Genomic DNA, 12,783 nt, shown 5'->3' on the forward strand with positions numbered 1-12,783 from the left:
AACGGATTATGCAAGTTGAAAAATATAAAATAGAAGAGCTTAATCACCAGGAACTAGCCGAACATAAGCGTAAGCTTGATTTTGTGAGCCATAACTTACCTTGGCTGGATGATGTGATGAGCAAACTGCAGGCATTTAATGTGGCCATCCCGAGCTGGGCATTGGGCACTGGTGGCACGCGTTTTGGCAGGTTTTCGGGCGGCGGAGAGCCGCGCAGCCTGGAGGAAAAGATAGAAGATGTGGGCGTAATCAATGCGCTGAATAAATCGAGCAATTCAATATCCTTGCATATACCCTGGGATATTCCTGATAATGCGCCAGCCATAAAAGCACTTGCTGCGCAACTCGGACTACATTTTGATGCGGTAAACTCAAACACTTTCCAGGATCAGCCTAATCAAAAACACAGCTACAAATTTGGCTCACTGCACCACGTTGATAAGGCGGTGCGCAAACAAGCCATTGAACATAATATCGAAGTAATAAAATACGGCGTCCAGCTCGATTCAAAGGCGTTGTCGGTTTGGCTTTCGGATGGTTCAAACTTTCCCGGTCAGTTGAATTTTCGGCAGGGCTTTCAGAACACGCTGGAAAGTTTGCAGGAAATTTATACCACGCTACCTGATGACTGGAAAATGTGGATTGAGTACAAGCCTTTTGAACCCAATTTTTATTCAACAACCATCGGCGATTGGGGGCAATCATTACTGCTGGCTAATAAACTCGGCGCCAAAGCATCAACCCTGGTTGACTTAGGTCATCACTTACCCAATACAAACATTGAGCAAATAGTTTCATTGCTGTTGATGGAAGGCAAACTAGCCGGTTTCCACTTTAACGATTCGAAATACGGTGATGATGATTTAACAGTAGGTAGTATAAACCCATACCAACTGTTCCTGATATTTAATGAATTGGTTGAGGGGATGGATGCCCGCGGCATGACCCATGCTACCGATATCGGCTGGATGATAGATGCATCACATAATGTAAAGGACCCGATTGAAGACCTTTTACAATCTGTACAGGCAATTAAAATAGCCTATGCACAAGCGTTAATTGTTGATAAAGCAGCCCTAAAAGCGGCCCAGCAAAATAACGACGTAACCCTTGCGCAGGAAATATTGCAGCAAGCTTACCGCACGGATGTTAGGCCACTAGTTGCCCAGGCAAGCCTGTTATCGGGCGGTGCTTTGAGCCCTGTAAACGCTTACAGAAATTTACAAGTGAGAGAGAATTTGATAAAGGAACGTGGTTTAAAAACCGTTGCGACAGGGCTTTAATAAATATCAAACTAACAGATGAGCGCAATACCTGTAATTGCCGTTTTCGACGTTGGCAAAACCAACAAAAAGCTGTTTTTATTCGACGAGAATTATAAGATAGTTTTTGAAAAATCGGCGCGGTTTATTGAGACGGTTGATGAAGATGGATTTCCCTGCGAAAACGTGGAGAGCCTGCGGCTTTCGGTGTTTGATTCTTTGAGCGAAGTGTTCAGGTTAAAGGAGTTCCAGGTAAAAGCTGTCAATTTCTCGACGTACGGGGCAAGCTTTGTTTATGTCGACGAAACAGGTAAAACCGTTTGCCCGTTGTACAATTATCTGAAACCCTATCCCGAAGAATTAAGCAAGGAGTTTTACAGCAAATATGGGGGCGAGGAGCGGTTTAGTTTAGCTACCGCTTCGCCGGTTTTAGGCTCATTAAACTCAGGATTACAGGTGTATCGTGTAAAAAGGGAAAATCCTGAAATTTTCAACAAGATTAAATATGCCTTGCACCTGCCACAATATATGAGCTTTTTGCTCACCGGCGAACCATATTCAGATCTTACAAGCATTGGCTGCCATACCGGGATGTGGGATTTTGAAAATAACCGTTATCATGAATGGATTCAGCGCGAAGGTATCACAATGAAATTGCCGCCTGTTGTTCCCGCAAATAAAGTGCTGGCTGCATTGTTCCCGGGTAATAAATACAAGGTAGGGGTGGGCCTGCATGACAGTTCGGCGGCCCTTATTCCGTACCTGATGAATTTTCACGAGCCTTTTGTGCTTATATCCACAGGTACCTGGTGCATTAGTTTAAATCCGTTTAACCACCAGCCATTAACGGTGGAAGAGCTTAAGGAAGACTGTTTAAGCTATTTACAATACCAGGGCAAGCCCGTAAAGGCCTCGAGGTTGTTTGCCGGGATGGAACACGAGCAACAAGTAAAACGGATTGCAGACCACTTTAATAAAAATATTATCAGTTTCAGGACCGTGTCTTTCGAGCCGGAATTAATTGCCAGGCTTAAAAATAAAACGGACAATAAAGAGGATGGCGTTAACCTCAATAAAAAATCCCATTTTGCGGATCGGGAAATTTCCGAATTTAAAGATGAAATTGAAGCCTATCATCAATTAATGATAGATATAATGCAATTACAGATTGAATCGGTGCAGCTTGTGCTTAAGGGCACAAAGGTTACCCGGATATTTGTCGACGGCGGGTTCAGTAAAAATAGCGTTTATATGCACCTGCTTTCGCTTGCTTTTCCGCATATCGAAGTTTATGCTGCATCAATGGCGCAGGCTTCGGCTGTGGGCGCTGCCCTGGTTATTCATAAAGAATGGAACCGCAAGGCGATCCCGAACGACATTATTAATTTAACTTATTACTCTGCCAATCAAACGTTAGCTTTATGAAAGTTGGCTTGTTTATCCCCTGCTACGTTGATCAATTTTACCCGGGCGCTGCAATTGCAACCCTCCAATTATTAGAAAAGCTGGGTGTAGATGTAACCTATCCACCCAATCAAACCTGTTGCGGCCAGCCAATGGCCAACTCCGGCTTTGAGCATTTAACAGGCGGTTGCAACGACCTTTTTATTAAGAACTTTGCCGGATTTGATTATGTGGTAGCGCCATCCGGCAGCTGTGTTTTGCATATAAAGGAGCACTTACATGGCGATGCTGATCCGCAGGAAACAATTAATCATAAAGTGTACGAGCTGACTGAATTTTTAACCGATGTGTTGAAAGTAAAAAGTCTTCCGGCAAAGTTTCCGCATAAGGTAGGTATGCACCAAAGTTGTCACGGACAGCGCGGTCTGCACCTTTCGCAAATGACCGAGTTGGCAGCCCCCGAATATTCAAAGCCCGGTAGCCTGCTCAATATGGTGGAAGGTATTGAATTAATCCCATTAAACAGGAAAGATGAATGCTGCGGTTTTGGCGGTACGTTTTGTGTCGCCGAAGAAGCGGTGTCGGTTAAAATGGGTAAGGACAGGGTGGCCGATCATTTGGAGCATGGTGCAGAATATATTACCGGGGTCGACATGTCGTGCCTGATGCACATGGAAGGAATTTTAAACAGGCAGGGTAGTAAAGTAAAAGTGCTGCACATAGCCGAAATATTAAACGCGGGATAAGATGGAGAGCGGATTAAAAGATCATGCTGAATTAGCAGCCATTTTTAACAAAGATGAAAACCGGGTCGACTGGCACGATGAAACGCTTTGGTGGGTACGGCAAAAGCGCGATAAAATGGCTCACGGCCTGCCCGGATGGGAGGCTTTGCGCGAGGCAGCATCGCAGATAAAAGACAACGTACTATCAAACCTTAACGAATACCTGCAGCAGTTTGAGGTAAATGCACAAGCCAACGGAATTATAGTTCACTGGGCCGCCGATGCAAAAGAACATAACGAAATAGTCTTAGAGCTCCTGCTGAAAAACGGAATCAGGAAAATGGTGAAAAGCAAATCGATGCTTACTGAAGAGTGCCATTTGAACGAATACCTGGAGCAACAGGGTATTGATGTAATAGACTCCGACCTCGGCGAACGCATTGTGCAATTGGCCAAAGAACCGCCAAGTCATATTGTGTTGCCCTGCATCCATAAAAAGAAAGAAGAAATAGGCGACCTTTTTCATATCCATTTGGGCACACCAGCCGGTAATGCTGATCCGCAGCTTTTAACCGAAGCAGCCCGGCAGCACCTGCGCGAGGTGTTTTTAACGCGAAAAGCGGCCCTGACAGGTGTGAACTTTGCTGTTGCGGAAACCGGCGAATTTGTAGTATGCACCAACGAAGGTAATGCCGACATGGGCGCTCACCTGGCAGATATACATATTGCCAGCATGGGCATCGAAAAGATTATACCTCAAAGAAAACACCTTGGCGTTTTTTTACGCCTGCTGGCCCGCAGCGCAACAGGGCAGCCTATTACTACTTATTCAAGCCATTTTGTTAAGCCACGTGATGGACAGCAAATGCACATCATTATTGTAGACAATGGCCGGAGCATCCAGCTTGGTCGGGAGGACTTCAGGAACTCGCTGAAATGTATCCGCTGCGGGGCCTGTATGAACACCTGCCCGGTTTACCGCCGAAGCGGCGGACATAGTTATCATACAGCCATAGCCGGCCCTATCGGGGCTATTTTAGCGCCTAACCTGGATATGGAGAAATACGCCGACCTGCCATTTGCTTCAACCCTTTGTGGATCCTGCTCTAATGTTTGCCCGGTTAAAATCGACATTCATCAGCAATTGTATAAATGGAGGCAGGTTATCGTGCAAAAAGGCTATACCACAACGGCCAAAAAGGCATCGATGAAATTGATGGCTTTCACGCTGTCGTCGCCAGCAGCCTACCATACGGGAGGCAAGGTTGGACGCTGGGTTTTAAAACACGCCCCCTTTGCGGTTAACAACAAGTTTAACCCCTGGTTTAAGCAACGCGACATGCCGGAGCCACCGGAACAGTCATTTGGCGAATGGTATAATGAAAATCGTAAGAAATGAGCAGCAGGGACAAAATACTTTCGGCGGTTGCAGCTAGTCAACCGCGCTTATCGCTCTTGCCCGATCTTGATATTTTAAAAGGCGGCGAAATAAATGTGGTCGAAAAATTTACAGAGGTACTTACGGCAATAGGTGGAAAGGTGATAAACATAGCCAGGCTCGACGAAGTAACTGCATATATTGAAATGAACACCGCTGCCGGCCAAAGGGTAGTAAACTTGCTGTCCGATTCACTTGGCATGCGAGCACCACAGGCAGATATTAAAGATTTACCGCACACACTGGACAATATTGAACTGGCAGTTTTGCAGGCTGATATGGGCATTGCCGAAAATGGGGCAATTTGGCTTAACGAAAATCGACTAGGTCAAAGGGTAACCCCATTTATTTGCCAGCACCTGGTTGTAATCATGGACAAAAGTAACATCGTACCAACCATGCACCATGCCTATGAAAAAATAGGAGATGAAAAATACGGATTTGCAACATTTATTGCCGGCCCGTCTAAAACTGCAGACATTGAGCAGTCGCTGGTGCTGGGGGCGCATGGATCACGATCCATGACGGTTTTTCTGAGGATATTTAAGCAGGCCGAACTTGTTAAATTATTTCAGAATTATTTGGCTAAAACAAAAGTCGCCATTATACTTACCTTAGTTTATATGTCCGTTTTCTGCTAAAACCTCCTTTTGATAATTTAAAGGGCTTTTTCCGTTAATTAGCTTGAAAAATTTATGAAAGCTCGCGAAATTGTTAAAGCCGCTTTCATAACAAATTTGTTTAACGTTAATTTTATTTTCAATAAGCAGTTTACAGGCGTTGCCTATCCTGATCTCATTTATAAACTGAGTATAGGTTTTTCGTGTTTTTGCTTTAAAGAACCGGCAAAATGAACTTGGGCTGATATTTGCCACTTCCGCAATCTCTTCAAGTGTTATTACATTTTTAAAGTGAGCTAATGAATAGTCGTAAATGGCGCTGATCCGGTCTTTATCCAAATCGTCAACATTATGATGAAATGCGATAGATGATAACTGGTCATCTTTGCATCGGCTTGCTGCCATCAAAGCTTCCATTAAGAAGATGATTTTGCCGGGCCCTTCAGTATTCAAATGGGTGTTGAACAAATCAGCTATTTGTTGTTTCGCCTTCCCTTTAATCTGAATTCCTCTTTTTGCACATTCGAGGGTTGTTTTTATTACCCTGTTTTCGGGTAAATTTAGAAAACTATCCCCCCAAAAAAGTTCGTTGAAGTGCACGACTTTTACATCTGCGCAGGTTTTAACGCCATTATTAAAATAGGCATCATCAAATCTCCAGTAATGTGGTAAATACGAGCCAACCAGCACCACGTCGCCCGATTGAAAACGCTTTATACTATCCCCAATGAATTGAGTCCCATTACCCTTTTTAAAATAAATTAACTCGACCTCCGGGTGGTAGTGCCAGTGATTATTAATGCAAGGAACTGTATCGCGCCTCACGCTAAACGAATGGACAATATCATTAGTGACTCTAAGCAGTTGGGGCTTCATGGCAAATTAATCGGTAAAACGAATATAATTGCATTCAGCATAATTTACAACAGAATCGACTCTGAAAAGCCAATAATGCCAATTACGCTTAATGATTTGATAATTAAAGAAATTACTGTAGATGATCACTAGCAGAAAAACCTTCAAGAGTTTAATGGGGCGCTCTACGATGGCGCGTTATGATAAGCGTAAAGGCGCGGTTTAAACGGCCAATTGACCTACCCAAAACAGATAAAATTAGTTAATACTGTGCTTATTAAACACAATTACCTTTTAAGAATAATGGCTTTTTTAGTGATCCAATTAAAAAACGATAGCGCTGAATGATTATTAAAGGAAAATGATATGAAAGTTGGTTTGTTTGTGCCTTGTTATGTTGATCAGTTTTATCCGGGTGCAGCTATTGCAACCTTAGAGTTGCTGGAGAAATTAGGTGTGGACGTACAATATCCATCAAGGCAAACCTGCTGCGGTCAGCCCATGGCCAATTCCGGCTTTGAACACCTCACCGGCGGTTGCAATGAGTTGTTTATAGAGAATTTTTCTGCTTTTGATTACATAGTTTGTCCTTCCGGGAGTTGTGTTCTGCATATAAAACATCATTTGCAATCCGATAAAAATGAAGCAAAAGCTGCCGCAATTAGAAACAAGGTTTATGAATTAGTGGAGTTTTTGACAGATGTGCTAAAAATAACAAACCTGAAAGGGAGCTTTCCGCATAAAGTTGGTATACACCAAAGTTGCCATGGACAGCGGGGGCTGCAACTTTCACAAATGACAGAATTAGTTGCCCCTTCATTTTCGAAGCCCCGCTATTTGCTCGATATGATTGCCGGCCTTGAAATAATGCCGCTTGACAGGGCTGATGAATGCTGTGGCTTCGGCGGGACTTTTTGTGTAGCCGAGGAAGCTGTTTCAGTAAAAATGGGTAAGGATAGGGTTGCAGACCATATTAGGAATGGGGTTGAGTACATCACCGCAGCCGATCTTTCCTGTTTAATGCATATGGAGGGGATTTTGCGCAGACAAGGCAGTCCGCTTAAAGTGATTCATATTGCCGAGATTTTGAATGGAGAATGCACCGTTTAAGCAATTGTTAGAAAAAATTAATGAAAACTACTGATAAGGATCACGCGGCTTTAGCTAATGAATTTAACAAAGATGCTCCTAGGGTCGACTGGCATGATGAAACATTGTGGTGGGTAAGGCAAAAAAGAGATAATGCTGTTAAAAAAATACCCGGATGGGAGGAATTAAGAGAGGCTGGGTCGCAAATAAAAAATAATGTGCTGGCCAATCTTTCCGGTTATTTGAAGCAATTTGAGGCTAATGCCCAGGCAAATGGGGTTCACGTTCACTGGGCAATTGATGCCAAGGAGCACAATGAAATAGTCCTTGAATTATTGCAGTCAAATGGCGTAAAAAAGATCGTGAAAAGTAAATCGATGCTCACGGAAGAGTGTAATTTAAACGAGTATCTTAATCTTAACGGGGTTGACGTGATTGACACAGACCTGGGCGAGTTTATCGTTCAACTGGCCAATGAACATCCCAGCCATATTGTATTGCCCTGTATCCACAAAAAAAAGGAAGAAATTGGTGAATTGTTTCATCAGCACCTGGGTACACCGGCAGGTAATGCTGATCCTGTTTTTTTAACCGAAACCGCGAGGCGACACTTGCGGGAAACCTTTTTAACAAGAAAAGCTGCTCTTACAGGTGTCAATTTTGCAGTAGCGGAGACCGGCGAATTTGTGGTTTGCACAAATGAAGGGAATGCTGATATGGGTGCACATCTGGCCGATATACATATTGCAAGTATGGGTATTGAAAAAATTATACCCAAAAGAAAGCACCTGGGGGTATTTTTAAGGGTACTCGCCCGGAGTGCTACCGGCCAGCCGGTTACAACTTATTCTAGTCATTTTAAAACACCGCGCCCTGGCGCCAGTACACATATTGTTATTGTTGATAATGGACGCAGTAAACAACTTGGCCGGGAGGATTTTCGCAATTCATTAAAATGCATACGTTGTGGTGCATGTATGAATACATGCCCGGTTTACAGGCGCAGCGGCGGGCATAGTTATAATAATGCCATAGCCGGACCTATCGGGTCAATACTTGCGCCCAACCTTGATATGAAGAAACACGCAGATCTTCCATTTGCTTCAACGTTATGTGGCTCCTGTACAAATGTATGCCCGGTTAAAATTGATATACACGACCAATTATACAAATGGCGCCAGGTAATTGTGAAAAGCGGGCATGCCCCCGTAGCCAAAAAAGCAGCAATGGGTGCGATGACAAGAGTGCTTTCTTCGCCTGTATCATATAAAGTTGCCGGCAAGCTCGGCAGGCTAATGATGAAGCGGGCTCCCTTTGCTGTTAACAATCAATTTAACCCGTGGTACAAACAGCGTGAGCTGCCCGTAGTCCCGGAAAACTCATTCGGAGAATGGTATAAAAAGAACAGAAATAATAAACCTAAAGATATATGAGCAGCAGGAATAAAATATTAACCGCAGTTGCTGAAAATCAACCACGAACCGCTCCATTTCCGGAGTTTGAATTTTTAGATGCAGAATGCATTTATTTATCGGAAACATTTATTAATGTTTTAACTGGTATCGGCGGTACTGTTATCCCGGTTGAAACCATGATAGAAATACAAAATTATATCCTTCAAAACTTTAATCAGGGGCCACGCACCGTAACTAACATTCCTGCCCTTAACAATGTGGCCGAATTGATGCACCAATCTTCAACTTCGCCACATGCCCTTAGCGATGTCGATTACGCAGTAATTGATACCCGGTTAGCGGTAGCCGAAAACGGTGCTGTTTGGGTTACTGAGAAGGGATTAAGCGATCGGGCCTTGCCATTTATCTGCCAGCATTTGGCTGTTGTGCTCAACGCCGGTGATATAGTTTCTAATATGCATGCCGCCTATGAGGTGATAAACGCTGATGATTATGGCTACGGGACATTTATTGCGGGCCCTTCTAAAACGGCTGATATTGAACAGTCACTTGTTTTAGGGGCTCATGGCCCAAAAAGCATGACAGTTTTTTTAATGATGTAATGAGGCGAATAATGAGGATTTATATCATTAAATTATTAAGACAAAATTAATCATAGTGAGATCATGATTAAGTTGATTAGTTGATTGACTGAAGCACCCTTAACCGGGTGCTTTTTTGGCTGCGATTCGCGTGATATCGGTTCAAACAATAAATTAACACGCAGTTTTAGCAATTCCGTGGTGATTTAATTGTGGGGTTATGCCAATTTTACTGAATAGTTAGATAATAAAACAAAACTAAGAGCGCTAAAAATAAACTTTTTTTGTCCTACCCAATATTTGAACAGCTCATTATTTACCAAATAACACTTTTTTAATTTACCAGGCATTAGATGAAAATTTAAATGTCGGGGCGACCAACATAAACCCAGATATATGCCCAAAAACAAATATTTATTCCCTTTAATCCTCGTTATTTCCCTTTTTTTCCTGTGGGCGTTTTTACATAATATTAATCCAATTCTTATTCCCCATTTGAAAAAGGCATGCCAGTTAAGCGATACCCAATCCTCCTTTATTGACGCGTCGGTTTACCTTGCGTACTTTGTAATCGCAATTCCTGCCGGGTTGTTCATGCATAAATATGGTTATAAGCGCGGAATCATACTTGGGTTGATACTTTATGCAATTGGCGCCATTTTATTTGTCCCGGCGGCAAGCGAACGCAACTACACCTTTTTTCTGGTAGCACTTTTTGTAATAGCAAGCGGGGCCACATTTTTAGAAGCCATCGCCAACCCATATATTGCCGGTTTGGGCGATAAAGATACATCAGCACGGAGGTTAAATTTTGCGCAGTCGTTCAACGGGGTTGGGTCATTCATTGCACCGATCATTGGTGGACAGGTTATCCTTTCGGGTATTGAGCATACGCCCGGAGAACTAAAAAAAATGTCGGCCACCGGGTTGGCTTCCTACCTCCAGTCAGAAGCAAATACTGTTAAAATTCCTTACTTAATAATTGCAGGTGGCGTAATTGTTTTAATAATATTATTTCTGTTTACCCATATTCCCGAAGTAAAAGAGGATGACAGTGCAGTAGATGCACATACGCCAGGAACAGACTTTTCTATTAAGGTATTAAAACACCAGCATTTATCTATGGCCGTTTTAGCCCAATTTTTCTACGTTGGCGCGCAGGTGGGTGTAGGTAGCTTTTTCATTCGCTACGCCAAATACGTTGCCGGCACAAGTGAGAAAAATGCGGCGTTTATGTGGGGTTCCATAGCAATGGTTGGATTTATGGTTGGGCGATTTGTCGGCACTTTTTTGATGAAATACATTAACCCTGCCCGTTTACTAAGTTTTTATGCGGCGATGAATATTTTACTGATTCTTGTGGCACTAAATACCAAAGGGGATGTTGCATTGTATTCAATTCTGGCAGTTCCTTTTTTTATGTCCATAATGTATCCCACAATTTTTGCATTGGGAATAAAAGGTCTTGGAAAAGAAACAAAAATTGCATCTTCATTTTTGGTTATGTCAATTATTGGCGGTGGTGTTGCTCCGCTGTTGATGGGACTAATTTCTGATTGGACGGGCAGTATTCAAAATGCTTATATAATACCCTGTGTTTGTTTTGTTATGGTGTTGTATTTTGGGTTAAAGGGGCACAAAGTAACACATCATAATACTACAGGTTAGGCCCGGGGGCTTATTCCAGCGACATTAATACCAAAGACTATAAATACTAAAATATTCCCAATGGCTGATCCTATAAATAAATTTCTACAAATTCATCACCGCGACAACGTATTGGTAGCGTTACAGGATATGCCCCGGGGAACCCCTATTCAATTTCGCGGGCAATCGTTCAGCTTAAAAACAGATGTGACTTCAAAACACAAGTTTACTCTGGAGACTGTTAATGCCGGGCATGAGATATTTATGTACGGAGTTTTAGTAGGCAAAGCAACAGAACACATAGAGCAGGGGAGTGCAATAACCGTTACTAACGTACACCATGCAACGGAAGACTTCAAATTGGGAGAACGCAAAACCGAATGGCGCAAACCCGATATATCAAACTTTTCTGATAAAATATTTATGGGGTATCACCGCAACGATGGTGCTGTTGGCACTGCCAATTACTGGATTGTAGTGCCCCTGGTTTTTTGTGAGAACCGTAATATAGAGGTATTGAAAGAGGCCTTAACAGGAAAGCTCGGATTTAAAAAGGCCAAAAGTTATGAGACCGAAGTTGAGAGCCTTATTAATTTATACCAAGCCGGAAAATCGGTTGAGGAAATACTCCAGGTGGATCTGCAATCAGGAATCGAAGAATCGGCGTCAAAAAAGGTATTTAAAAACATTGACGGAATTAAATTCTTAAGTCATGATATGGGTTGCGGCGGTACCCGTACGGACTCGGATGCATTATGCGGGCTAATTGCAGGCTATGTTACCCATCCAAACGTAGCCGGTGCCACCATATTAAGTTTAGGTTGCCAGCACGCCCAGGCCGATATTCTTGTTAGCGAAATCAGGAAAAGAGATCCGGATTTTAATAAACCGCTGATCGTTCTGGAACAACAAAAAATAGGTACAGAAAGTAAATTGTTGCAGGCTGCATTAAAAGAAACATTTGCTGGCCTGATGGAAGCCAACAAACTGGAGCGCCAACCCGCGCCTTTATCAAAGCTTTGTATCGGCATGGAATGCGGCGGTTCAGACGGTTTTTCAGGTATTTCTGCAAATCCTGCTTTGGGGTATGTTTCAGATATATTGGTTTCGTTGGGTGGAAGTGTAATACTGGCTGAATTTCCTGAATTATGCGGTGTTGAACAGGAGTTGAGCGACAGGTGTGTTGATGATGATACTGCATTAAAATTTATTGGGCTGATGCGGACGTATAATGCCCGTGCGGTAGAAGATGGTTCTGGATTTCATGCCAATCCCTCACCTGGAAATATTAAAGACGGTTTAATAACAGATGCAATAAAATCAGCAGGGGCTGCAAAGAAGGGCGGTACTTCGCCGGTAACTGACGTTCTCGATTATCCGCAAAAGGTTACAAAAAGCGGGCTTAACCTTTTATGTACTCCCGGGAGCGATGTGGAAAGCACAACCGCAGAAGTTGGTTCGGGGGCAAACGTGGTGCTGTTTACTACTGGTTTGGGTACACCTACGGGTAACCCTGTTGCTCCGGTTATTAAAATTTCCACTAACACGAACGTTTACAAACGAATGCCGGATATTATTGACATTAATTGTGGTACCGTAGTAGAAGGGATGGAAACAATACCACAGGCCGGCGAACGTATTTTGGATTTTGTGATAGAAGTGGCCAGCGGAAACATTCAACCAAAGGCAGTTTTGCTTGGGCAGGACGATTTTATTCCCTGGAAAAGAGGGGTTTCATTATAATTTA

General features: G+C 43.0%; 11 protein-coding genes. 10 read left to right on the forward strand and 1 reads right to left on the reverse strand.

All coding sequences use genetic code 11. The features are described 5' to 3' along the window. The first annotated feature begins 8 nt into the window (after positions 1-8). From Q0R52_RS00480 to Q0R52_RS00500, 5 genes are read left to right on the forward strand one after another with little or no spacing between them, the layout of a single operon-like run. Positions 9-1,283: a sugar isomerase gene (locus Q0R52_RS00480; protein WP_295790810.1), complete on the forward strand. Its 1,275-nt coding sequence runs from the start codon at positions 9-11 to the stop codon at positions 1,281-1,283. 18 nt (positions 1,284-1,301) lie between these two features. Next, the gene (locus tag Q0R52_RS00485; protein WP_295790813.1) at positions 1,302-2,687 is read left to right on the forward strand and encodes an FGGY family carbohydrate kinase; all 1,386 of its coding nucleotides are present in this window, start codon (positions 1,302-1,304) and stop codon (positions 2,685-2,687) included. Continuing rightward, positions 2,684-3,412: a (Fe-S)-binding protein gene (locus tag Q0R52_RS00490; protein ID WP_295790815.1), complete on the forward strand. Its 729-nt coding sequence runs from the start codon at positions 2,684-2,686 to the stop codon at positions 3,410-3,412. Before Q0R52_RS00485 ends, Q0R52_RS00490 begins: the two co-directional genes overlap by 4 nt. A 1-nt stretch (position 3,413) precedes the next feature. Further along, a complete protein-coding gene (locus Q0R52_RS00495; protein ID WP_295790819.1) occupies positions 3,414-4,790 on the forward strand; it encodes a lactate utilization protein B in 1,377 nt (458 codons plus the stop codon). Further along, positions 4,787-5,470 carry an LUD domain-containing protein gene (locus Q0R52_RS00500; RefSeq protein ID WP_295790822.1) on the forward strand — a complete coding sequence of 228 codons (684 nt, stop codon included), beginning with the start codon at positions 4,787-4,789 and terminating at the stop codon, positions 5,468-5,470. The genes Q0R52_RS00495 and Q0R52_RS00500 overlap by 4 nt, the downstream gene beginning before the upstream one ends. Here Q0R52_RS00500 and Q0R52_RS00505 read toward each other — a convergent pair. Continuing rightward, on the reverse strand, positions 5,444-6,325 hold the full coding sequence (locus Q0R52_RS00505) for an AraC family transcriptional regulator (RefSeq protein WP_295790825.1): 882 nt from the start codon (positions 6,323-6,325) through the stop codon (positions 5,444-5,446). The two genes, Q0R52_RS00500 and Q0R52_RS00505, sit on opposite strands and share 27 nt — an antisense overlap. 345 nt (positions 6,326-6,670) lie before the next feature. On the opposite strand from Q0R52_RS00505, the gene Q0R52_RS00510 reads away from it, so the two are divergent. The 5 genes from Q0R52_RS00510 (at position 6,671) to Q0R52_RS00530 (ending at position 12,779) form a co-directional block, all read left to right on the forward strand. Then, complete coding sequence (locus Q0R52_RS00510) at positions 6,671-7,414, forward strand: (Fe-S)-binding protein (RefSeq protein WP_252789044.1); 744 nt, start codon at positions 6,671-6,673, stop codon at positions 7,412-7,414. A 20-nt stretch (positions 7,415-7,434) separates the two neighbouring features. Further along, on the forward strand, positions 7,435-8,826 hold the full coding sequence (locus tag Q0R52_RS00515; protein WP_295790834.1) for a lactate utilization protein B: 1,392 nt from the start codon (positions 7,435-7,437) through the stop codon (positions 8,824-8,826). Continuing rightward, on the forward strand, positions 8,823-9,410 hold the full coding sequence (locus Q0R52_RS00520; protein WP_295790837.1) for an LUD domain-containing protein: 588 nt from the start codon (positions 8,823-8,825) through the stop codon (positions 9,408-9,410). The genes Q0R52_RS00515 and Q0R52_RS00520 overlap by 4 nt, the downstream gene beginning before the upstream one ends. 375 nt (positions 9,411-9,785) lie before the next feature. Then, entirely contained in the window at positions 9,786-11,057 is a 1,272-nt protein-coding gene (fucP, locus tag Q0R52_RS00525; protein ID WP_295790839.1) for an L-fucose:H+ symporter permease, read from the forward strand. Positions 11,058-11,117: 60 nt separating this feature from the next. Continuing rightward, positions 11,118-12,779 (forward strand): altronate dehydratase family protein, encoded by a 1,662-nt coding sequence (locus Q0R52_RS00530; protein WP_295790842.1) that lies wholly within the window; start codon positions 11,118-11,120, stop codon positions 12,777-12,779. Positions 12,780-12,783: the final 4 nt, after the last annotated feature.

Origin of the sequence: Mucilaginibacter sp., from assembly GCF_025359345.1 — a bacterium.
In the GTDB taxonomy this organism is placed as follows: domain Bacteria; phylum Bacteroidota; class Bacteroidia; order Sphingobacteriales; family Sphingobacteriaceae; genus Mucilaginibacter.